Source organism: Balneolales bacterium ANBcel1, assembly GCA_029688905.1.
Taxonomy (GTDB): Bacteria; Bacteroidota; Rhodothermia; order Balneolales; family Natronogracilivirgulaceae; genus SLLW01.
Window position 1 is genome coordinate 421,142 of the sequence record JARULB010000001.1, and the last position, 21,848, is coordinate 442,989.

20 protein-coding genes are annotated in these 21,848 nt (G+C 56.1%); 10 read left to right on the top strand and 10 right to left on the bottom strand.

Going from position 1 to position 21,848, the window contains the following annotated elements; translation table 11 throughout:
- Positions 1-7: 7 nt before the first annotated feature.
- The 5 genes from QA596_01635 to QA596_01655 all read right to left on the bottom strand — a co-directional run bounded on the left by QA596_01635 (position 8) and on the right by QA596_01655 (position 3,788).
- Positions 8-388: a hypothetical protein gene (locus QA596_01635; protein ID MDG5766149.1), complete on the bottom strand. Its 381-nt coding sequence runs from the start codon at positions 386-388 to the stop codon at positions 8-10.
- 11 nt (positions 389-399) lie between these two features.
- Positions 400-924 (bottom strand): phage holin family protein, encoded by a 525-nt coding sequence (locus tag QA596_01640; protein ID MDG5766150.1) that lies wholly within the window; start codon positions 922-924, stop codon positions 400-402.
- Complete coding sequence (locus tag QA596_01645; GenBank protein MDG5766151.1) at positions 921-1,124, bottom strand: hypothetical protein; 204 nt, start codon at positions 1,122-1,124, stop codon at positions 921-923. The genes QA596_01640 and QA596_01645 overlap by 4 nt, the downstream gene beginning before the upstream one ends.
- A gap of 207 nt (positions 1,125-1,331) precedes the next feature.
- The gene (locus QA596_01650) at positions 1,332-2,528 is read right to left on the bottom strand and encodes an ABC transporter permease (GenBank protein ID MDG5766152.1); all 1,197 of its coding nucleotides are present in this window, start codon (positions 2,526-2,528) and stop codon (positions 1,332-1,334) included.
- 33 nt (positions 2,529-2,561) lie between these two features.
- A complete protein-coding gene (locus QA596_01655) occupies positions 2,562-3,788 on the bottom strand; it encodes an ABC transporter permease (GenBank protein MDG5766153.1) in 1,227 nt (408 codons plus the stop codon).
- A gap of 120 nt (positions 3,789-3,908) precedes the next feature.
- On the opposite strand from QA596_01655, the gene bshB1 reads away from it, so the two are divergent.
- The gene (gene bshB1, locus QA596_01660; protein ID MDG5766154.1) at positions 3,909-4,652 is read left to right on the top strand and encodes a bacillithiol biosynthesis deacetylase BshB1; all 744 of its coding nucleotides are present in this window, start codon (positions 3,909-3,911) and stop codon (positions 4,650-4,652) included.
- Positions 4,653-4,800: 148 nt separating this feature from the next.
- Here bshB1 and QA596_01665 read toward each other — a convergent pair whose 3' ends face one another.
- The 5 genes from QA596_01665 to dnaG form a co-directional block, all read right to left on the bottom strand.
- Positions 4,801-5,517: a hypothetical protein gene (locus QA596_01665; protein MDG5766155.1), complete on the bottom strand. Its 717-nt coding sequence runs from the start codon at positions 5,515-5,517 to the stop codon at positions 4,801-4,803.
- Between the two features lie 240 nt (positions 5,518-5,757).
- Entirely contained in the window at positions 5,758-6,243 is a 486-nt protein-coding gene (locus QA596_01670) for a hypothetical protein (protein ID MDG5766156.1), read from the bottom strand.
- A 34-nt stretch (positions 6,244-6,277) separates the two neighbouring features.
- The gene (locus QA596_01675; protein MDG5766157.1) at positions 6,278-6,838 is read right to left on the bottom strand and encodes a sigma-70 family RNA polymerase sigma factor; all 561 of its coding nucleotides are present in this window, start codon (positions 6,836-6,838) and stop codon (positions 6,278-6,280) included.
- A 147-nt stretch (positions 6,839-6,985) separates the two neighbouring features.
- A complete protein-coding gene (locus QA596_01680) occupies positions 6,986-7,798 on the bottom strand; it encodes an inositol monophosphatase family protein (protein ID MDG5766158.1) in 813 nt (270 codons plus the stop codon).
- Between the two features lie 83 nt (positions 7,799-7,881).
- A complete protein-coding gene (gene dnaG, locus QA596_01685) occupies positions 7,882-10,005 on the bottom strand; it encodes a DNA primase (GenBank protein MDG5766159.1) in 2,124 nt (707 codons plus the stop codon).
- 339 nt (positions 10,006-10,344) lie between these two features.
- Here dnaG and QA596_01690 point away from each other — a divergent pair, with 339 nt between their 5' ends.
- The 9 genes from QA596_01690 (at position 10,345) to QA596_01730 (ending at position 21,828) form a co-directional block, all read left to right on the top strand.
- Entirely contained in the window at positions 10,345-12,777 is a 2,433-nt protein-coding gene (locus QA596_01690) for a hypothetical protein (protein ID MDG5766160.1), read from the top strand.
- 238 nt (positions 12,778-13,015) lie between these two features.
- The gene (sucD, locus tag QA596_01695; GenBank protein MDG5766161.1) at positions 13,016-13,885 is read left to right on the top strand and encodes a succinate--CoA ligase subunit alpha; all 870 of its coding nucleotides are present in this window, start codon (positions 13,016-13,018) and stop codon (positions 13,883-13,885) included.
- A 158-nt stretch (positions 13,886-14,043) separates the two neighbouring features.
- Positions 14,044-15,087: a hypothetical protein gene (locus tag QA596_01700; protein MDG5766162.1), complete on the top strand. Its 1,044-nt coding sequence runs from the start codon at positions 14,044-14,046 to the stop codon at positions 15,085-15,087.
- A gap of 76 nt (positions 15,088-15,163) precedes the next feature.
- Positions 15,164-15,940, top strand: coding sequence for an SDR family oxidoreductase (locus QA596_01705; protein ID MDG5766163.1), 777 nt, complete (start codon positions 15,164-15,166; stop codon positions 15,938-15,940).
- A 92-nt stretch (positions 15,941-16,032) separates the two neighbouring features.
- A complete protein-coding gene (locus tag QA596_01710) occupies positions 16,033-16,464 on the top strand; it encodes a secondary thiamine-phosphate synthase enzyme YjbQ (protein ID MDG5766164.1) in 432 nt (143 codons plus the stop codon).
- A 363-nt stretch (positions 16,465-16,827) separates the two neighbouring features.
- On the top strand, positions 16,828-17,085 hold the full coding sequence (locus QA596_01715; protein MDG5766165.1) for a FeoA family protein: 258 nt from the start codon (positions 16,828-16,830) through the stop codon (positions 17,083-17,085).
- 19 nt (positions 17,086-17,104) lie between these two features.
- Positions 17,105-18,823, top strand: coding sequence for a ferrous iron transporter B (locus QA596_01720; GenBank protein ID MDG5766166.1), 1,719 nt, complete (start codon positions 17,105-17,107; stop codon positions 18,821-18,823).
- A 17-nt stretch (positions 18,824-18,840) separates the two neighbouring features.
- Positions 18,841-19,917 carry an iron ABC transporter substrate-binding protein gene (locus tag QA596_01725; protein MDG5766167.1) on the top strand — a complete coding sequence of 359 codons (1,077 nt, stop codon included), beginning with the start codon at positions 18,841-18,843 and terminating at the stop codon, positions 19,915-19,917.
- Positions 19,918-20,238: 321 nt separating this feature from the next.
- Positions 20,239-21,828, top strand: a complete 1,590-nt coding sequence (locus QA596_01730) for an iron ABC transporter permease (protein ID MDG5766168.1) — start codon at positions 20,239-20,241, stop codon at positions 21,826-21,828.
- Positions 21,829-21,848 lie beyond the last annotated feature (20 nt).

A 21,848-nucleotide genomic window follows, 5' to 3' on the forward strand; every position in this document is an offset into this window, starting at 1 on the left:
AAAAAAATCACAGCTTTTCCTTGTTCCTCTCATCGATGGCTTCCTCGATTCTCTGCATCACATAGCGCACGATCCGCTGAGTTGCCAGTTTGCGAAGCTCATCAGCAAGCAAGCTTGTAAAGAGACCGCTTGACGCGGTTTTTGATTTCACTTTTCCTGCACCGGTTTTTCTGGCAAAAACAAATCCCGCGATGAGCGCCGAGCCGGCCAGATGAAGCGGATATCGATTCACCCAGTAGCGGAATTTCATGCGATCTGCCACATTCTCCCTGACTACATTCAGCGATGATTCAATCTCGGACTGAATCTCATCCATCTCCTTGCGCAGCGCCTTTTTACGGGCCTGAAGCTCTCTGATATCGGCAGATGTTGATCGTTTTCTTTCCATTCGAATTCCGGTTACGCTTTTTGTGATCCCCTGTTTCCTGTATTCTTTCCCTCATCCTCCGCTCCCTCTTCAGCTTCTGCGGCGCGATCATTGGAACGGGATTTGGCCCGGCTGCCGGAGGTGCCGGAAGAGGTGTCATCCCCATCCATCCCGTCTATATTGGAAAGCTGTTCGGATAGGTCCTTCATAAACTGGGCGAGCATTTTGTCACGTGTGGCGGTAACCATGGAACGGGGGCGCCTGAGAAACAGCAACAGCCCGATGAGCAGCATCGGCGCAGCAACCACAATAAAGCCCAGGCCTTCGCTCTCCAGCAACTCACCCACAAAGTTGGCCGCCGCAAAAAGTATCAATATCAGTCCCAGGGCCAGGAACACAATACCGGTGACGCGATAAACCGCATGAGCGATCACTCCGGAGATACGCTCTCCCACTTCGAGCGTAAAAAGCTCAATTCGCTTTTCTACAAGCATCTTGAACTCTCCGGGAAGCTTTTTCAAATTTTGCAGAAGTGTCTCGTATTCAGCGGGACTCATTCTTTTTTCCCTCTTTGGGTGAGTTTTCCAATGAGAAATCCTGCAGCAAGGGCAACACCTACCGACCCGACCGGGTTTTTGCGGATCATTTCGGCTAGACGGGCTTTGGCATCGCGAATCTTCTGCTGGGTCGCCTCATCTTCCCAGGTTTCCTGTGCCTGCCGCACAAGATGTTCCAGTGTATCGATCAAAGGGTGCATGGCCATACTTGTGATTAGATGTTCTTTCCGGATAATCGGAACATACAAAATACAGAGATAAAAGCTAAATGCGAAGGAGTCTGCAAGAGGCCGAAAGGAGTCCGGCGACCCAGGCAAGTGATGCAATCGCCTCATTTGTGTCTGTTTCCGTGCGGGTCACCCATCTACACTGCCGGGCGAGTCCTGCAGAATGAAATCTGGCCGGGATTATTCGAAACGAAGGCTCTCGATGGGGTCCAGTTTGGCGGCTTTCCAGGCCGGGTACACTCCGAACACGATACCGATGACCGTCATTCCCACGATACCGGCAACAATGGCCGCTACCGGCAGCACAAAGGTGGTGTCCATCATAATCACCAGAATATTTCCGGCGGCGATTCCCAGGAACATTCCGATCAGCCCTCCCAGCTGGCAGACGATGACGGCTTCGGTCAGAAACTGCTGAACAATCACTTTCCGGTTCGCGCCGACCGCTTTCCGGATTCCGATCTCCCTGGTGCGTTCGGTCACCGAGACCAGCATGATGTTCATCACTCCGATACCCGCACCAAACAGGGCGATACCGCCAACCACAAATCCAAACAGATAGAGGATTCCGGTAAAATCGTCGAAGATGCCGCGAAGCGATTCGTTGGTGGCGATTTCAAAATCGTTATCAGACCCCGGCGGGACCTGCCGGATGGTGCGAAGCAGGCCGGTGGCTTCATCCACCGTCTCGTTGATCATCAGCACCGATGGAGCCCTGATTTGCAGCGTGATATTGCGATCCCGGCCATAGACGGCAATTAATCGGGTATAGGGGATCACCACAAGATTGTCGAGCGACTGTCCGAACGCCGTTCCTTTGGCTTCAAGCACACCCACTACGGTATAATACTGCCCGTCGATCCTGACTCGCTGCCCCAGAGCATCCCGCTCTCCAAACAGCTCCCGCCTGATATCATACCCGAGTATGACAAACGAGCGGGCATCAAACACATCATCACGGGTCAGGTCGCGCCCTTCGGCAATCTCATAGGCGTTGTTGCGGGTGGAATGCTCGTTGCCGCCCCTGACCTGCACGTTCGGTTCTGTGGAATTATCCTCAAAATAGATTCGGGTATTCCTGAAGGTGACACTGGGCGAAATGGCCCGGGACAGCTCGGCCAACTCCTGAAACCGTTCGAACTGCCGGAAGGTGATCGGTTCGCGTGATCTCCAGGACTGATCGTTGCCGACCTGCACCGCCGGCTGGGTCGACACATTGATCACATCACTGCCCAACAGGGTCATGGTATTCTGGAAGTAGTTGTCGATAACACGTACCGCTGTTGAAGCGCTGATCACAGCAAAAACGCCCACAACAATGGCGAGCAGTGTCAGAAATGCCCTGGTTTTGTTGGAGCTCAGAGCTCCGAATGCCATTTTAATTGTTGCCCAAAGATTCATGGAAACACCTCAGGAATAGCGAAGGGACTCTATCGGATCGGATTTGGCTGCGCGATTGGCCGGCAGAAACCCGAATATGAGTCCGGTGAGGGTGGTGATTAAAAAAGCGAGCAGAATGGTGTTCAACCCCAAATGAGCCACAAAGTACTGATTGATCAAGAACACAACAAGGCCGGAAAAAGCGATACCAATCACCCCGCCTATTCCGCAAATCACGACCGCCTCCACCATGAACTGCAGCAGGATTTCCCGGTACCGGGCCCCTACCGCCTTGCGGATCCCGATTTCCCGGGTCCGTTCCTTAACCGAAACATACATGATGTTCATCACCCCGATGCCGCCGACGAACAGCGAAAGCGCCGTCAGAAATATTCCGACACCGTAGATGGCCCCGGTCATTGCCCGGTACTGCTCTTCGAACATATCCAGCCGGTTGATGGCGAAATCGTTCTCTTCGGCGGGTCCAAGCCGCCGGATCTGGCGCATGATCCCCTCTATCTCATACTGGCCGTCCCTGAGCGCCTCCTCCCCGGAAAACTGGACCCGAATCGAGATCCCGCTCCGCAGGCCATACAAATACCGAAAACTGTTTATGGGGATGATGGCCATGTTGTCGAAGCTTTCAAGTCCCAGAAAACTTCCCTGCCGTTCCAGGACCCCGATCACTTCAAACCGCTGCCCTCCTATACGCACGCGTCGTCCGACCGGGTCTCTCCAGCTGAACAGGGCTTCCGCCAATTCAGACCCGAGCACCACCACGTTTCGAGCGGCGTGGTTCTCCTCATCGGTGAAGAACCGGCCGTCCTCGACCTCCACAGCCGAGGTGAACAGGTAGCTCGGCGTGACTCCCTGAAGCTCCACCTGTTCGGCTACATTATCCTCAAAGGTAACCGTTCCCCTCCGTTGAGCTTCTGCCGATACCGCCGTTGCCAGGAGGCTGCGTTCGGCGATCGCCTCTGCGTATTCCACCTCCATTTCGCGACGGTTGATATAGTCCCACCAGCGGTACTCCCCGCCGAACCCCCAGGGCCATTTCTGCACAAAAATTACATCCTGCCCAAGCATTGCCATACTGGATTCGAACGACCGGTTGATCCCATCGATCACCGTGACCATGGTAGTCACCATCACAATACCGATGACAATGCCGAACGTGGTGAGTGCCGACCGTGTTTTATTGCTCCAAATTGCGAACAGCGACAGCCGGAACCCCTCAATTATGCTTCGAAAGATCATGTTGCGGGATAATTAATAGCGGTTTAACCTGTATCTTACGAATTGTTGTGCATTTCGTTTCAAAAAAAACAGAACTTTCCCGCACCTGCTAATCCTGTTAAAAACAAGCCTTTTTCAACCATGAAACTTGATCTCCTGGCCATTGCCGCTCATCCCGATGATGTTGAACTATGTTGTGCCGGTACCCTGGCCGCCCTGGCCCGATCGGGGAAAAAGTGCGGTATCCTCGATCTTACCCGCGGCGAGATGGGAACGCGCGGAACACCGGAAGTCCGGCTGGAGGAAGCGCGCAAAGCCGCTGAGGTTATGGGTTTGGCGATGAGGGATAATGCGGGGCTCCCCGACTGCGGACTTGACAACACCCCCGAGTACCGGGAAGCCATCATACGCCGGGTTCGCGCTTTCAGACCCGAGGTGTGCCTGATCAACGCCAGGGAAGATCGCCACCCCGACCACCGGAATGCCGCCGCACTTTCGCTTGATGCGCTTTTCTACTCCGGCCTGGCCAAACTGCCCACCTTCAGCGACGACGGAACGCCCCAGAAACCATGGCGCCCGAAGCACATCATGCATTTCATGCAGCACTGGCCGTTCAAGCCCACTTTTGTGTTTGATATCACCGATACCATCGACATCAAGGAACGGGCGATTCGCGCCTTCGCCTCCCAGTTCAATGTAGGTGACGGGGACAACGGACCGAAAACCTATGTGTCAAGTCCGCGGTTTTTTGAGGCTCTGCGCGGAAGGGCGCAGGAATACGGGCAGCATATCGGCGTCGAATTCGGCGAACCGTATTTGTACTACGGCGGACCTGTACCGCTTACCACTTTTGATGTGCTGTTTTCGGCCCGGCCCGAGCGCTAGCGCTGTAGATATGCTCGAAGCAGCTCATGACCGGTATTTGATGCATTATCCCGGCCCGGCCCGAGTGCCGGCGCTGATGCCGAACCCCATCCACCCCGGCTTCGCGATGTTATGTTGCAGCCCTGACCCCGGCTTCGGAACGTTCGTTTCAGTCCCGATCCCGGTACCGGTTATCCCGGTTTCTCTGGCTCCCGGTGTCGCCTTCCCGGCCCTGACGCCAGCGGTCATCGCGGGGAGTGAACATTTCCTGCCATGTCTCCCACTGCTCTTCGGTCAGTATTTCGGAGAGTTCCTCTTCAAGTTCGACTTTCATTTCGCGGAACACCTCCGACATTCTTTCCCGCTTTCCCTCCATCTCCTCCCGTATGGCCTGGCGATGCTCTCTCAAAACTTCAAAAAGTTCATCTGCCGTCTCATCAGAGAGTCCGAGTTCCGTTTTGAGCCGGTTTCTGAAACGGGAGTAATCCGGGCGTTCGCCGTTATCATCGCTCCGCCATCGCGGGTCCCCGTTACCGGGTTGGCTGTCACCGTCACGCCTGTCACGGTCGATTTGTTCACCGGATTGATATCTTTCCTGCCGTTCTCGTTGTTCAACGGGCCGATCGCCGTTGCGGTGCATGCGGTCACCGTTGTACTCGCGACTACGTCGCTCCTCGGGAGGTTCGGGTGCCAAACGGCCGCGCCGCACATCCCCTTCGCCTCTTTCGGCGGCATCAGGGCCATATTCCGCGGCAATGCGGTCGGAGGTGTCGATTCTTTCCGGAACATGCTGCAGGCCACCCCGCAGCAGATACCCGGCGCCCATGCCCAACAAAAAAGTCAGCAGAAACGCCAGTGCTATGGTTACTTTCGGATTTTTGCTCATAATAATCTTGCTCCTGCCAATGATGTGATTTGCAGATAATGTTATGTTTCTTCCTGTGGATGCTGCCTGAATGCTCTTTTATGCAACCAGCGGTTGATACCTGCAATGATTAACCGCGTTCCGCTTCAACAGAACTGCGGCTGCAGCCATCGGCCGATGGTGTTGCAATCCATTTCGATGTTCACGTGTCGGTTGCCACAGTTGCCGTCGAAGCCTGATGCGGTACAGGCCGGTGCGGCATTATTGCAGGTCTTCATAAATCCAGTGATTCAGTTCCGGAAAATCCTGATGACTCAATTCCAGCTGCTGGTCCCATCCCATAAACTGTTCCAGCTGCTGCTGCGCGCTGGCTTGGGTGACCCCCGGACGGATAGTCTGCCATCCGGTCAACAGCAAGATCATCAGTATGCCGGTGGTGAGCACATAGCGCCGGAACCAGTTCCAGACGACAGGCTCCAGATCGGCACCGGCAGTCTGACCGGCTTCCAGCCTGCGATAAAAACGGGAAACAGCGCCGTCATCCGGGCCATCCCGGTGTAACTCCGACAGCTCGTTGAAAAGGCCGCCCGGTTTCTCCTGCTCCATCATCCAGAGATAGTCATCCCACAGAGATGGATCGTGGTTCATCACTTCCTGCCGGAGCCGTTCGAGTTCATCGTCATTCAACTGACCTTCGCGGGCATCCAGCAGTGCCTGTTTCAGTTTTCGGGTTCGTGTGTCGCCCATATTTCTGTACCTGCTTTCCGGATTACAACTACTGTTACGTTTCTTCACTTTGCGGCCCGCTCCCGACTCCCAGTTCCGTCAGTTTTTTTCTAAGCCGCTGGCGGGCGGTAAATATTCTACTTTTTATTGTGCCGACCGCCACATTCTCAACCTCGGCGATCTCATCATACGAGAGCCCTTCGAGATCGCGCATGGTAATCATCAGTCGATCCTGTTCCGCAATATCTCCCAGTGCCTTGTACAGCAGGCGCCTGCGTTCACGGCGATCCAGCGTTTCATCTCCTTCCTCGGCTGCGTAAAACATCTCCGGGTCAACATCCGACTCATCCCACCAAAATATTCGGCGGCGCAGTTTGTGTTTCCGGAGTTCATCCAGTACGGTATTCTTCGCAATCTGATAAGCCCAGGTGTAGAGGCTGCTTTTGCCGTTGTAAAGGTGGCGCTTGTTATACAGTTTCAAAAAGCTGTCCTGGGTGATGTCTTCGGCATCAAGTCCGGTCCCATATACCATCGTTCGTACCATTCGGAAAATCCGCGGGTAAAAATCCGGCAGGTGCCGGTTCAACTCGTGTTCTGTTAACGGGGTGGATGACATTCGTTGATGTAAATGCGATCTGCCGCTCACACATCATCTGTGCCGACAGCTTTCAATGTGTTATACGCGCAGAAGATTAATCGGTTCATCAGGTCGGACAAGTGGCCCGGACTGCAGCACCCGGGCGGGGACAGCGTTTTGAAGTTTTCAGATCTTCCAGAATTTTTTGGGGATGATTTCCTGGATGCGCTCCAGTTGATACCGGTAGATCGAGGGGTTTCCCGTAACGATGCGCTTGCCGAAAAGCCAGTCGTCATTGCCGGTCCAGTCGCCCACCATACCACCGGCTTCGCGGATGATCAGGCTGCCGGCGGCCACATCCCAGGCCGACAGGCCGTACTCAAAAAAGCCGTCACAACGTCCGGCCGCTACCAGGCAGAGGTCAAACGCGGCGCTGCCCGGCCTTCTCACTCCCTGGGTTTCGTGCATGAACGCGCGGAACAGCTGGAGATAGGCATCAATCAGTTCCAGATCGCGGTAGGGGAAGCCTGTCGCCAGCAGCGACTCTTCTGCTTTCTCTATGGCAGACACCGAGATCGGCTCACCATTGAGTCGGGCTCCTTTGCCCGCTTCGGCCGTAAACCACTCATCGCGGCACACTTCCAGAATGAGTGCTGTTTGTGGCTGACGGTTCTCCCACATGGCGATAGAGACACAATACACCGGAAGGCCGTGTGCAAAGTTGGTGGTGCCGTCGATCGGGTCAACGATCCAGGTACGGCGATCCGTCAGGCTGGTTTCACTGGCCGACTCCTCGGCGAGGATGTCGTCATCGGGCCAGTCTTCCCTGATGATGCGGATGATTTCCTTCTCAACGTCTTCATCGGCCCGGGTTATCAGGTCGTTTTTTCCCTTGAGGCCGATCTCCAGTTTCGACCGGTTTTCATTGTAATAGGTGATGATCTCTTTGGCTTTGGCCGCCGCTTTCCGGGCGGTGGCAAGGTTTGCAGATTCCTTCATGCGATAACTGTCTGTTTGAGGCTGTGTGGACTTCCGCTGTCCGTTATTTTCAGCCCGGTGAGTAATTTCGTTCGACGGATGTGTTATTCTGATGTCTCTTCGGAGTTTTCATAGTCCGGAAACAGGGAGGCCGGCGGCTCCCGGTAGTACCGGTTTCGTTCCAGGGTGAATTTCCGGATCTCCTCCTGAAGGGACGCCTTTTTATCTGCGGCAGCCTGCCGGAACTCCTCCTGAAGCCTGTCGAGATACCGCTCCAGAAAACGGATCTTCAGAGCTTTCAGGGCTCCGCGCGCCGTATGTATCGGCCGGGCATCCTTCTCGATGACGACGCCCCGTTTTTTCATGCCCAATTTACTGATTTCGTAGCGATCCATCACAATCTCCCCGATCAGTTCGGGATACGGATGCTCGCGCCGGTTGTACTCCTCCACCGAAACCGGCTCCCCCCGCTGATATCGCTCCACCATATCCAAATACATTTTTTTCAGGTCGGGATCCTCGAAATGGTGCTCGTTACAGTGGCTTCCGATGAATACAATCAGCTTCTCTCCATAGGTGAGCATCAGCCGGAGCAGCTCTTTCTCATACCCTGGCCGCCGCCGCGGTGAAACAGGCGAAGAGCCTTCCGGATAGTGACCCGCAGCGACCCCTGTACGCCCCTCCGGAGCACGCAGACCCCTTTCCCGTGTTCCCGCAGATGCCGGAACCCCGCTATCGGCGGCCTGCCCGGGCGCATTCCGCCCTGCACCGCCGCTACCCTTCAGAGGTCCACCGCCCCCTCCCGAAGAAGTGGGACCCGAACCGGAACTTCCGGCAGCACTTCCGGACGGACGGCGCGAGTTGCCTTGCTGATCGCCGTATTCCCTGCCCGGCCTGGCGCTCCTGGACTGCGCTTTCTTCAGAAGCCGCGAACGGACCAGCCCCAGCTCTTTCATCAGGGTACGGTCTCCGATACCGGTCAGTTTGCTGAGCTCCTGGACATAATCCTCGCGGGTCCGGTCAGACGGGATGGTCGCGATGGTCTCGAGCAAATCACCCACTACCCGCTGACGTTCCACGGGGTCCTTCCAGCGCCCCTCCCGGCCGGCCATATCCACCAAAAACCGGAGAAAGTCGCGCGTCTCCTTTCTTTTATATTCGGTAAATCCCTCCTCGCCGAACTGTCGCACAAACGAATCAGGGTCCTCACCATCGGGCAGCGACAGGACGCGCACCCCCATCCCTTCCTCCAGAGCTACGGAAATACCGCGAACAGCGGCATTCAATCCGGCCGTATCAGCATCGAAAATCATGAGCATCACATCGCCGTACCGTTTCATGATGCGGATCTGGCCGGAGGTAAGGGATGTGCCGCTGGTCGACACCACATTGCCGATTCCCGACTGATGCATGGAAATCACATCCGTATACCCTTCAACCAGAACAATTTCCCCCGCTTTCCGGATTTCATTTTTCGCGACCTGGATACCATAGAGGACTTCGCTTTTGTTGTAGACCGGTGTCTGGGGGGAGTTGATGTATTTGGGGATGCTTTTGCTTTCGGAGAGGGTGCGTCCGCCGAAGGCGATCACCTTGCCGCCGGGATTGAAGATGGGAAACATGAGTCGCCCGCGAAACGTGTCGTAAAATCCGTTGCCCTTCTCGCGGGGTTTGACAAGTCCCGACTCCCGGAGATATTCCATGTTGATGCCGGCCTTGTCCGCGGCCTTGAGCAGTCCGTCGAACCGGTCGGGGGCATAGCCCAGTCCGTATTTGCGCACTGTCTTCCAGGGGTAGCCCCGCTTGTTGAGATAGTTGCGCGCCGCTTCGGCCTCATCCGACTCCGCCAGGGTCTGGTGGAAAAAATGACCCGCAAACCGCAATGTGTGGTAAATGCCGTCTTTGAGATGCTGTCGCGGATCATAGACTTCCTGTTCCCTTTCGGGGATGGTGATGTGATATCGGTCGGCCAGTGTGCGCACCGCCTCTTCGAAACCGACGCCGTCGACCTTCATCACAAAATTGAAAACATCGCCTCCTTCCCCGCATCCGAAACACTTGAAAATTCCCAGCTTCGGGGAAACGCTGAAAGAGGGCGTTTTTTCGTTGTGAAACGGGCACAGGCCGGTGAAGTTGCTGCCGGACCGGCGCAATTTGACATGATCCGACACCACATCCACGATGTCGGCGGCCTGGCGTACCTCTTCTTTTTTATCGTCGGGAATCATCCTCCTAAATTGCGCCTTTGGCAGCTCCGTATCAAGGTGCGATTCGTTTTTGCGGCATGAGGTCGCTCGGCACACACCACCCTCACAAACAAAGAACATTCGCACTTTAATTATTAAATCAAATTGATTATTGTATTACATAATGAATGCGCAAAACCGAACATCGGGCATAAAGATTTATTTAACAAAGACTTACAACAAGTTTTCCAATCCGTCCCGGCACCTGGTTTTCCGCCATGGAATCCGTTTTACTCCGGAAACAGGGACGATCAACTGGGGGGATCATCGCATTTTCCGAACAATCAAACCGATCATTTCCGTATTTGAGGAGAACAACGCATGAGATTTGGACACTTTGACGACGAAAGCCGCGAGTATGTTATCACCGACCCTAAAACGCCTCTGCCCTGGATCAATTTTCTTGGCACAAAGGAGTTTTTCAGTCTGATTTCAAACACTTCAGGGGGATATTCGTTTTACAAGGATCCTCTCTACAGGCGCATCAGCCGCTATCGTTACAACAATCTGCCCATGGACAGCGGCGGAAAGTATTTTTACATCAACGACGGCGGAACGATCTGGTCGCCGGCCTGGAAACCGGCGCAGACGGAGCTGGACGAATACGAATGCCGGCACGGCCTCAGCTACACCTCCATCCGCGGCGTCAAAAACGGTCTCTCCTGCACGCAGCTCAATTTTGTTCCGGTGGATGCCGACTGCGAAGTGCAGCTTATCACTCTTCGAAACAACTCCGATTCCCAAAAGGAGTTCTCCCTCGTCTCCTTTCTGGAGTGGTGTCTCTGGAATGCCCACGACGACATGAACAACCTGCAGCGCAATCTCTCCATCGGAGAGGTGGAGATTCACGACGGCACCATATATCACAAAACGGAGTACCGCGAACGGCGCAACCATCTGGCTTTTTATCACTGCAACCGCAAGCCCGAAGGGTTCGATACCGACCGGGAGGCCTTTTTCGGTATGTATAACGGATTCCGTGACCCGCAGGTTATTGTTGAAAATACCCCCCGCAACTCGGTGGCCGATGGGTGGTCACCGGTCGCCAGCCATTTTCACCGCCTCACCCTGGCGCCCGGCGAAACCGCGCAGCTCGTCTTCCTGCTCGGCTATGTGGAGAATCCCGACCAAGAAAAATGGATTGCCCCCGGCCGTATCAATACCACCCGCGCGGAGCAGCTGATCGAACGTTATGACAGCCCGGAGAAAGCGGCCCATGCCCACAATGCATTGCGCGAGTACTGGGAAGAGCTGCTCTCCGGATTCCAGCTTGAGCATGGCGACGGCCGGCTCGAACGGATGGTCAATACCTGGAACCAGTATCAGTGTATGGTGACCTACAACTTCGGCCGCAGCGCCAGCTATTACGAAACCGGCATCGGGCGCGGACTGGGATTCCGTGACACCAACCAGGACCTGCTCGGATTTGTCCACCTGGTTCCGGAACGGGCCAAGGAGCGTATTCTGGATGTGGCCGCCACCCAGATGGCCGACGGCAGCTGCTTTCACCAGTATCAGCCCCTGACCAAGCGCGGGAACGACGCCATCGGCGGTGATTTCAATGACGACCCGGTATGGCTGATCGCCAGTGTGGCCGCCTACATCAGGGAAACCGACGACTGGAGTATTCTGGAGGAGGTGGTCCCGTTCGAAAACAACCCGGATGACACCGGAACGTTGTTCGACCACCTCACAAAATCTATGGACCACGTGCTGAACAACCGGGGGCCGCACGGACTCCCGCTCATCGGCCGGGCCGACTGGAACGACTGCCTGAACCTGAACAGCTTCAGCACCAACCCCGACGAATCCTTCCAGACTGCCGACTCTAAAAACGGACGTACCGCCGAAAGCGTGCTCATTGCCGCCCTGTTCATCTACTACGGCCGCGATTATGCGGAGCTGGCCCGGCGTTCCGGTCACCCGGGAAAAGCGGAGGCCGCCGAGAAGGCGATATCCGAAATGGAACAGGCCGTCCAGAAACACGGCTGGGATGGTGAGTGGTATCTGAGAGCCTACGACGACAGTGGAAAAAAAGTGGGCAGCAACGAGAACGAGGAGGGCAAAATCTTCATCGAAAGTCAGGGTTTCTGCTCCATGGCGGGAATCGGCCGCGACAATGGGATGCCGCTGCAAGCGCTGGATTCCGTGGAAAAGCACCTGGCTACCAAATACGGCATCGTGCTCCATCAGCCCGCATTTTCGAAATACTATCTGAATCTCGGTGAAATCAGCTCCTACCCGCAGGGGTACAAGGAAAACGCCGGGATTTTCTGCCACAACAATCCATGGGTGATGATCGGCGAGACGATGGTCGGCCGCGGTGACAAGGCGTACGACTACTACACCCGGATCGCGCCCACATTTACGGAGGAGATCAGCGAGCTGCACCGGACCGAACCCTATGTCTATTCGCAAATGATCGCCGGCAAGGATGCACCCAGGCACGGCGAAGCCAAAAACTCATGGCTCACCGGCACCGCCGCCTGGAATTACGTCGCCATAACGCAATACATCCTCGGTATCCGGCCCGAATTTGACGGCCTGACGATCGACCCCTGCATCCCGGCAGACTGGGACGGCTTTACCGTGAGGCGAACTTTCCGCGGAGCAAAGTACACCATTACCGTCCGGAACCCCAACGGAGTGATGAAAGGCCCGGCGGAAGTGAAACTGAACGGCACCGTACTGGAGGGGAACCGGATTCCGCCCCAGGAAGCCGGAACAGACAACCGGGTGGATGTGACCCTGTGAGCCTGCCAACCTCAACGCCCGTCGGGTGTTCGCCCAAAATACGAGCGGCGAAAATACAGGCGGCGGATGTGCCCTTGCGAGCAGCCAAGCCCGAAAAGCGTGCAGGCCAAACCGGCAGTCGGGCCGGCCTCCGGGTTGGCAACTGAGCCCGAGGGTGGGTATATTCCGATCGGCGAGCCGCCACCGTGGACGACACTCTGTGCAGCCGCTGACATTTTCACCATCCAAAAAAAACGGCATGAGCGTATTAGTAGGAAAAGACACCCGCCTTGTAGTTCAGGGATTTACGGGCAAGGAAGGCACCTTTCACGCGGAACAGATGATCGCTTACGGAACCCGCGTCATCGGAGGGGTTACCCCCGGAAAGGGAGGCACCACTCACCTTGACCGGCCCGTCTTCAATACCGTTTCCGATGCGGTGAAGGAGGAAGAAGCCAATACTTCGGTCATTTTTGTGCCCCCGGCCTTTGCAGCCGATGCCATCTCCGAAGCCGCTCTTGCCGGCATCAAAACCATCGTCTGTATCACCGAAGGAATTCCGGTAAAGGATATGATTGCCGCGCGGGAGATTGTACGGCGTCATGACGCGGTACTGATCGGCCCTAATTGCCCGGGCGTGATTACCCCCGGTGAGGCGAAAGTGGGTATTATGCCGGGCAATGTGTTTGCACCGGGGCGCGTCGGTGTCATTTCCAGGTCGGGGACCCTCACCTACGAGGCGGTCGATCAGCTAACCAAGGCGGGTCTCGGGCAGAGCACGGCCATCGGCATCGGGGGCGATCCCGTTATCGGAACCAAGCACCGGGATGCCCTGGCACTGTTCAACGACGACCCCGATACCGACGCCATCGTACTGATCGGTGAGATCGGCGGAACGGATGAAGAGGACGCGGCCGCATGGATCAGCGAGCATGTTCAAAAGCCCGTGGTGGCTTTCATCGCCGGGCGAACCGCGCCTCCGGGCCGCCGAATGGGTCACGCCGGAGCGATCGTTTCCGGCGGAAAGGGGACGGCGGATGACAAGATAGCGGCACTGAAAGCAGCCGGCATCACCGTTTGCGAAAGTCCGGCTGTGATCGGCGACACTGTGAAGCAGCTGCTCGGCTGACTTCCCGGTCATCGGCCCTGATTCTCAGGCCATCGTTCTACTATCCCTGATTCTCCAACCATCGTTCCACTGTCCCTGAAGCTCCCGCCGAACGGTACACATCCGGTTTACGGATCTGGCCGAATCTCCTGTGCAAATCATCTCCCAAGTCCGGGCATATGAAGGCAACCCGATTTTCCATGACGCTCTACATCTCGCTGCCGGTACTGGCATCGGCCTGTTCGATCGTCATGATTGCCCATTTCGTACTTCTTGCCGAAGAACGAATCGTCGCCGATGGCTTGTACGGCGACCTCTACACCTACATCGCCCTGGCGGAACGTTTTGATTTCTTCAACGAGGATATCCACTCCTTCCGAATGCTGATGCCCCTGATAAGCGGATCCATTGCCGCATTGTTCAGCCTCACGGGCACGGAATCCCTCGGACTGCTCACCGGCTCGCTCAATTTTCTCTACATGCTCATCGGGTTCGGGGTGATGTACTACCTGTCGATGAAGGAGCGCTCGATCAACGCCCTCCAGGTGGCCCTCCCCCCCTTTCTGGTGCTTGCGCTTCCGGGTTTCTGGCAAGGCGTCTTTCTGCCGGTACCCGATGCGCTGATGTTCTGCATGTCGGGTCTCATTCTCGCCGGCATCCTTCTGCGGAGCCATGCCATACTGATTCCGGCAGCCATTGCCGGCGTCTGGGTTTCCGAATGGCTGTTTCTCACGTTTTTTCTGATGCCGTTGATCGACGTGCTCCGTGGACGCAGATGGTCCGGCGGCTACGCGGCATTTGCATCAGCAGCGCTGATATACCTGGCCGCACCGGTGGTGGCCGGTATTCCCGACGGACACCTGATCTACCAATTCAGCGACTGGCTGAACAACACCAGGGAACAATGGGCCGATCGGGAGTTCTCCACTGCAAGAGTCTTCTGGCGCAGCTTCACATTCGCTCTGCCTTTCTTCGCGTACCGTATATATGTATCGGGCCGGAACCGGGTGACGCTAACCCTGACCGCATGGTTCGTCATCATGTTCGGGCTTTCCCTCCTGATGGCCGGGGATACGGCGAACCGGGTTATGTTCCTGCTGATGCCCGCGCTGGTGCTCTGGCAGTATGAGTCCGACACCTTCTGCACCATGGAAAGACCGATTGAGCGGGAGCGCGATGAAGCCCCTTCATCAGAAATACAAACAGAAGAGACAGTCGCATAAATCAGAAAACGGATCGTAGCATTGAGGTGTTACATTACTTGCTTCAAACAATCACAACCACAGCTATCCAGATACTATGGATTACAAACTGACCGACCAGCATGTAATCGTAACAGGATGCAGTTCCGGGTTCGGCAAGGCCATTGCCCATGCTCTTTGCCGGGAAGGGGCGAATGTGACCGGCATAGCACGCCGGCAGGATCCGCTCGCCCGCCTGCATCATCGGTGGCCCGAACGTTTCACTCCGATTCAGGGCGACCTTGAAAGTGAGGAAACCCTCATCCGCCTTGAGATGGCAACAGCCGGGAAACCGCTGCACGGACTGGTACTCAACGCCGGAGGGCCTCCCGCCAAAACGGCATCCGAAACAACCGTTACCGAGTGGGATCGCGCCTACCGGCAGGTCTTCCGATGGAAAGCGGACCTGACCCTACGGCTGCTGCCCCGAATGAGAAACGCCGGTTACGGACGCATTCTCTTCATCGAGAGTCAGTCTGTCAAGCAGCCGATCCCCGCCCTCGCCCTCAGCAACGCCATGCGGGCCGGCATCGTCGGTTTCGCAAAGTCGCTTTCGCTGGATGTGGCCGCCGGTGGGATCACCGTTAATGTGCTGGCTCCGGGTCCGCATGACACTCCCGCCATCGAAAGAGTGATCGCCTACCGCTCCGAAAAAACTGGCCAGTCGATCCAGGAAGCCAGAAAATCAATGGAAGCGGGCATTCCGGCAGGCCGGTTCGGAACCGCCGACGAACTGGCGGGACTTGCGCTGTGGCTTCTCTCCTCACAGTCCAGCTACGTCACGGGTCAGACCATCAGTCACGCCGGCGGCAATATCCAGGGTTTGTTCGGCTGATGGAGCACCCGCCGTACTTCATCACCCGAAAACTGCCGGACCCGCCAAACGTTGTATTCAAACAGACACCTGATCACAAAAATATAACCACCATGTCACCTATCTGGCACCAGCAAACATTTCAACTCAGGTCGCGCCCGCGCGGATTTCATCTCGTAACCGATGAAATCACCTCGCAGCTTGAAAAACTCTCCGAACTGCGAATCGGGCTGGCGCACATCCACATCCTGCACACCAGCGCCTCCCTGACCATCAATGAAAACGCCGACCCGACCGTCCGGGACGATTTTGAGATGCATTTTACCCGGACCGTTCCGGAAGATACTTCCATGTACCGGCACACCCTGGAGGGGCCGGACGATATGACGTCCCATATCAAAGCTTCACTGCTCGGCAGCTCTCTTGCCATACCGGTTTCCAATGGGCGCTTTGCACTGGGCACCTGGCAAGGCATTTACCTCTGTGAACACCGGAATCGCGGTGGGAGCCGCTCTGTTATCGTTACACTGAACGGAACCACTTGACCGGAGCCGTTTGATCGGAGCCTCTTGACCGGAGCCACTTGATCGGAGCCGCTTGATCGGAACCGCTTGACCCCTGCCGGGAACACCATCAACACCCGGCCGCACTTTTAGCATCCCCGGCCGGGTATTCCTTCGCTTTCCAACGCCATTTCCTGCGTTCTACCGCCCGGTTGCATTATCTGCATTCCACTGCCCGACTGATTTTTCTGAACCCTCACCAGTGACCGCATCGCTGCCCGGCTGCACTTTTTAGCATCCCCGGCAAAATTTCTCCGATGCATTTGTCCCGGAATTTATTTAGATTTAATCTTAATAAATCAAGCTTGCAACGTACTCAAAAAATAATTTCACATCAGCCTGGCAATGCAAAAAACTATTATTGATTTGAATCCGGAAGAATCGGCGGAGGTCATCTGCTTTCAGGGCTGCCAAACCCAGGGCAAGCGGCTTGAGGAGATGGGCATCCGTGAAGGAAAAATCATTTCCCGTGTCAGTTCCCAGTTCATCGGCGGACCGGTAATCGTCTCTGTTGATGGCCGGCAAACAGCAATGGGCAGAAAAATGGCTGCGAAAATCCTGGTAGAGCCTGTCGCAGTTTTTCAGTCAGCAGCTGCGCTTTAGCGCCAATCGAGGTTGATTCATGCGTATTCTGTTGATGGGCAATCCCAACGTTGGGAAAAGCGCCATTTTTTCACATCTGACCGGTACTCATGTCAGTGTTTCCAACTACTCGGGAACAACGGTGGAATACGCTTCCGGCACGCTGGCGCTCGAACAGGGTACTGCGGAGCTGATTGATACCCCCGGTACATTTTCCATGAATCCGGCCAACAAAGCCGAAGAGGCCGCGGTAGCCATGCTCGGTGATGCCGATGTGATCATCAACGTCACCGATGCCGGAAACCTGGAGCGCAACCTGTATTTAACACTGCAGCTCCTGCAAACCGGCAAGCCGGTAATGGTTGTTCTGAATATGTGGGATGAGGCGCGGAAGAAGCGGATCAAAACCGACACCGAAAAGCTGGAGAAGAGGCTGGGAGTTCCGGTAATACCCACCAGCGCCATCAGCGGAGAGGGTATCGCGATGCTGAAAAGCCGGCTGCCCGAGGCCCGTCCAGGAACCTCCTCCACACTGCCCGGCAAAGATTTATGGAAAACCTCCGAGCAAATCCTCCGGGATACGCAACAATCGCCACCGGAAAGCACATCGGCACGCATGAAACTGGACCACAGCACGGTACACCCGGTCTGGGGACCCGCCTGGGCTGCCCTGGTGATGCTGCTCAGCTTCCTGATCGTTGCCGTGGCCGGTGACGCCTTGCATGACCTCCTGGGTGACCTGTTCGAATTTCTCTGGCTGCCGGTTGCCACCCTTGGCTCGAATCTGCTGGGCGGCTCCGGAATAGTGCATAACATCATCATCGGGGAGCTCATCGACGGCAAAATCGACTTTGATGAGTCGTTCGGCCTCATCACCACCGGACTGTACATCCCGCTTGCCGTGGTATTGCCGTTTATTTTCAGCTTTTACGTTGTATTGAGCATTCTTGAAGATGTCGGATATCTGCCGCGTCTCGGAGTGGTGGTTGATAATCTCATGCAGCGAATGGGAATACAGGGAGCTTCCGTAGTTCCAATGATGCTTGGCATCGGCTGCAATGTGCCGGGCGTGATGGCGGGCCGCATGCTGGAAACCCGCAGGGAACGCCTGATCGTTGCCACGCTCATCGCAATTGTGGTGCCTTGCGTGGCGCAGCAGGCCATGGTAATCGGCCTTCTCGGAAAAGCCGGGGCAATCGGCCTCGTCATCGTATATGCTACTCTGTTCCTCCTCTGGATCCTCCTTGGGTGGATGATGAACCTGTTTCTGAAGGGCGAGCCCAACGAACTGCTCATTGACCTGCCGCCCTACCGACTACCCTACTGGCCCTCCCTGGTAAAAAAAAACTACATGAGAATGAGCGGATTCGTCCGTGGCGCGCTGCCTTATGTGCTGCTCGGAGTACTTGTGGTGAACCTGTTTTACACCCTGGGCCTGATCTCCTATATCAGTGACGCGTTCGCGCCGGTCATAACCGGCCTGTTCGGACTGCCCGGTGAAGCCGGTGCCGCACTCATCGTTGGTTTTCTGCGCAAGGATGTCGCCGTAGGCATGCTGGCGCCGCTCGGAATGGAGCTGCAGCAGCTGATCGTCGCCAGCGTCGTACTGATGGTCTATTTCCCCTGCGTGGCCACATTCGTGGTGCTTTTCAAGGAACTGGGCCTGCGTGACCTGCTGGTCCTCATCGGTATCATGGTCGTTATTGTATTGATTACCGGCGGCGGACTAAACCTGCTGCTGCACTACTCAGGAATCTGAATAAAACCGCATACAGAATGAAAACCGCAAACTTGCTGTTTGATACACCGACCGACGCAAAAGTCATCTTCCCAAACGCTAACAACATGGTACGAAAACTTCTCTCAACAAAAATACTTCTGCTGGCGGCCGTCCTGCTGGTTGTTCCCGCTCTGTTACCTGCTCAATCCCTCACCATCTATTCCGGCCGCAGCAAGGCTCTGGTCGAACCGTTGATTCAAAAATTTGAGCAAGAGCACGGAGTACGTGTGAATGTGCGCTATGGAGGCTCCACACAGCTCGCCGTGGCCCTGCTGGAAGAGGGTCGCCGGACCCCGGCCGACATTTTCTGGGCACAGGATGCGGGCGCTCTGGGCGCGGTTCACAGGGGTGAGATGTTTCAACAGCTCCCGGAGGAATTGCTCAACCTGTTGCCCGAACAGCTCCACAACTCCCGGGGCACCTGGTTGGCAACCAGCGGCCGCGCCAGAGTGATGGCCTATTCCAGCGCCAGGGTCGACACTGCCGCACTGCCCAATTCGGTGTTCGGCCTCACCGACGACAGATGGCAGAACCGGGTGGGATGGGCACCCAGCAACGGGTCGTTTCAGTCGTTCCTGACTTCCATGCGACTGCTGGAAGGGGATGAGACCACCCTGCAATGGCTTCGTGACATGAGGGATAACGGCGCTCAGAGCTACATCAACAACAGCGCCCTGCTGCAGGCCATCGCGGCCGGCGAAATCGACATCGCCCTCACCAACCACTACTACCTGTTCCGCTTTCGCGAAAGCAACCCGCGGTTTCCGGTGGATCAAACCTACTTCGCCCCCAACGACCCGGGGAATCTGGTGAATGTCGCAGGTATCGGGATATTGAACACCGCCAGCAACCGGGAGACCGCCCTGGCATTCATCCATTTTCTTTTGGAGGTAGAAAATCAGCAGTGGGTCACCGACGAGGTTTTTGAGTATCCGGTGCGGGAAGATATCAGTGCGGTTCCGGGGCAGACCACATTGCAGGACATCCGCGAGCTGAGTCCGGTTCTCGATCTGGATGAGCTGAGTGATCTCAACCAGACATTGAATCTGCTTCGCAGAGCCGGATTGTTGTAAAATCCGGGTGGATGAAGCCCTTGACCGGCAAACGAATCAAACTACAGTGTACATGTCGCTTCAGGATCAGGGCGGAAGAGGCTCCCGGGTTTCTCCGTCAATGCGTCGTTTGATTCGATTGCTTGTCCCGCAGAACCTTTCCTCAGCGGCATCTGTTTTTTATGGCGTTACAAACAAGATCAATCCCTATTTTATACCGCCTTCCGGTTTTGTTCCCGATGGTTATTCCACCGGACGAGCGTTATCACCGGTTCCGACAGCAGGAATGTCGCTGCCGGACTGCCGGGAACCCGACATCGTAACAAGCTCCTACAACATCCCTTGATTTCCAGATTCTCAGGCATTTTCAAAATCGATAACCTGCCCCGATGGTACTTCCTGGCACCTTCCGTACTGGTTGGTCTGTCGGTGTTGATACCACTCCTGTATCTGGTAGTACGAGCCCTGGATGCCGATCCGGAGCTGTCCATGGAGCTGGTGTTCCGGTATCGCAATCTCGAGCTGCTGTTCAACACGCTTCTGCTCGCGGTCTCGACACTGGTTGCGGGCACGCTCATAGCCCTGCCGCTTGCCTGGATTACCACACGCACCGACATAGCAGGCCGAAAACTTCTCACCCTGCTGGGAGTGCTGCCCCTGGCCATCCCCGGTTATGTGATGGCCTACGCCCTGCTTGGCTTTTCCGGCGCCAACGGGACGCTTGCCGTCCTGTTCGGCATCGAGCTGCCCCGGCTTAGCGGCTTCAGCGGAGCACTGGCGGCCATCAGCCTCTACACCTTCCCCTATCTTTACCTGAATTTCCGATCGGCACTCGCCGGGCTGGACCCATCCCTTGAAGAAGCCTCCCGATCACTGGGCTACCGTCCCTTTGAAGTGTTTCTTCGGGTCATTCTCCCCCAGCTTCGTCCCGCTTACTATGCGGGAACGCTGATCATCTTCCTCTATGTGCTCGGCGACTTCGGAGCGGTTTCGCTGATGCGCTTTGAAACCTTCAGCTACGCCATTTTCCTGCAATATGCCGGTTCGTACGACAGGGTTTATGCCGCCTGGCTGGCGCTGATGCTGCTGGCACTGACCTCAACGGCGCTTATTGTGGAATACCGTCTGCTTCGCGGCCTGTTTTTTCATCGCATCGGCACCGGAAGCGAGAAAAAATCGGGACTGGTGGCACTGGGGCACTGGAAATGGCCGGCTTATATTTTTGTGACGGTCCTGGTGCTGGCATCGATCGTGCTTCCCGTAAGCACCATCGCGTACTGGATGATTGAGGCCTTTGATCCCGGCCAGCTCACCGGCCTGCGCCGGGCACTGACCGGCTCTGCGATGGCTTCGGCTCCCGCCGCGCTGCTGGCTACCGCATTGGCGATCCCACTGGCATACAACGGTGTACGCCATCCTTCGCGCCTGACCCGCGGCCTCGAACGAATCGCCTATCTGGGCTACGCCACCCCGCCCCTGGCGTTCGCCCTCGCGCTTATTTTCTTCACCCTGAACGCCACGCCGGTACTCTATCAGACCCTTACCCTGCTGATTGTCGCCTATGCGCTTCACTTTCTGGCCGAAGCTATCGGACCGGTTCGCAGCTCCCTGTACCAGGCTTCTCCGCGACTTGAAGAGGCCGCCCGCTCTCTGGGTTACGGCCGCCTGAAGGCGTTCTTTTTCGCCACATTCCCGGTAATGCGCAACGGTCTGGTCGTATCCGCCGCATTCGTATTCATGTCGGCAATGAAAGAACTGCCGATAACGTTTCTCCTGGCACCGGTCGGTTTCGAGACACTGGCCGTGAATGTCTGGAGTTACACGGCCGAAGCCATGTTTGCGCAAGCCGCTCCCTATGCTCTTGTTATTTTATTATTTTCTGCTCTTTTTGTTGGACTGCTGTTCACCCGGGAATGGACAGCCCGCCGATAGCCGTTACTAAAGTCACCTAT

Bases quoted from the DNA above. Each gene is read 5' to 3' on its own strand.
- QA596_01700 (MDG5766162.1), top strand. From the start codon at position 14,044: ATGAAGGCAACCCGATTTTCCATGACGCTCTACATCTCGCTGCCGGTA.
- bshB1 (MDG5766154.1), top strand. From the start codon at position 3,909: ATGAAACTTGATCTCCTGGCCATTGCCGCTCATCCCGATGATGTTGAA.
- QA596_01645 (MDG5766151.1), bottom strand. From the start codon at position 1,124: ATGCACCCTTTGATCGATACACTGGAACATCTTGTGCGGCAGGCACAG.
- QA596_01720 (MDG5766166.1), top strand. From the start codon at position 17,105: ATGCGTATTCTGTTGATGGGCAATCCCAACGTTGGGAAAAGCGCCATT.
- dnaG (MDG5766159.1), bottom strand. From the start codon at position 10,005: ATGATTCCCGACGATAAAAAAGAAGAGGTACGCCAGGCCGCCGACATC.
- QA596_01690 (MDG5766160.1), top strand. From the start codon at position 10,345: ATGAGATTTGGACACTTTGACGACGAAAGCCGCGAGTATGTTATCACC.
- QA596_01665 (MDG5766155.1), bottom strand. From the start codon at position 5,517: ATGAGCAAAAATCCGAAAGTAACCATAGCACTGGCGTTTCTGCTGACT.
- QA596_01655 (MDG5766153.1), bottom strand. From the start codon at position 3,788: ATGATCTTTCGAAGCATAATTGAGGGGTTCCGGCTGTCGCTGTTCGCA.
- QA596_01635 (MDG5766149.1), bottom strand. From the start codon at position 388: ATGGAAAGAAAACGATCAACATCTGCCGATATCAGAGAGCTTCAGGCC.
- QA596_01705 (MDG5766163.1), top strand. From the start codon at position 15,164: ATGGATTACAAACTGACCGACCAGCATGTAATCGTAACAGGATGCAGT.
- QA596_01650 (MDG5766152.1), bottom strand. From the start codon at position 2,528: ATGGCATTCGGAGCTCTGAGCTCCAACAAAACCAGGGCATTTCTGACA.
- QA596_01715 (MDG5766165.1), top strand. From the start codon at position 16,828: ATGCAAAAAACTATTATTGATTTGAATCCGGAAGAATCGGCGGAGGTC.
- QA596_01680 (MDG5766158.1), bottom strand. From the start codon at position 7,798: ATGAAGGAATCTGCAAACCTTGCCACCGCCCGGAAAGCGGCGGCCAAA.
- QA596_01670 (MDG5766156.1), bottom strand. From the start codon at position 6,243: ATGGGCGACACACGAACCCGAAAACTGAAACAGGCACTGCTGGATGCC.
- QA596_01710 (MDG5766164.1), top strand. From the start codon at position 16,033: ATGTCACCTATCTGGCACCAGCAAACATTTCAACTCAGGTCGCGCCCG.
- QA596_01640 (MDG5766150.1), bottom strand. From the start codon at position 924: ATGAGTCCCGCTGAATACGAGACACTTCTGCAAAATTTGAAAAAGCTT.
- sucD (MDG5766161.1), top strand. From the start codon at position 13,016: ATGAGCGTATTAGTAGGAAAAGACACCCGCCTTGTAGTTCAGGGATTT.
- QA596_01725 (MDG5766167.1), top strand. From the start codon at position 18,841: ATGAAAACCGCAAACTTGCTGTTTGATACACCGACCGACGCAAAAGTC.
- QA596_01675 (MDG5766157.1), bottom strand. From the start codon at position 6,838: ATGTCATCCACCCCGTTAACAGAACACGAGTTGAACCGGCACCTGCCG.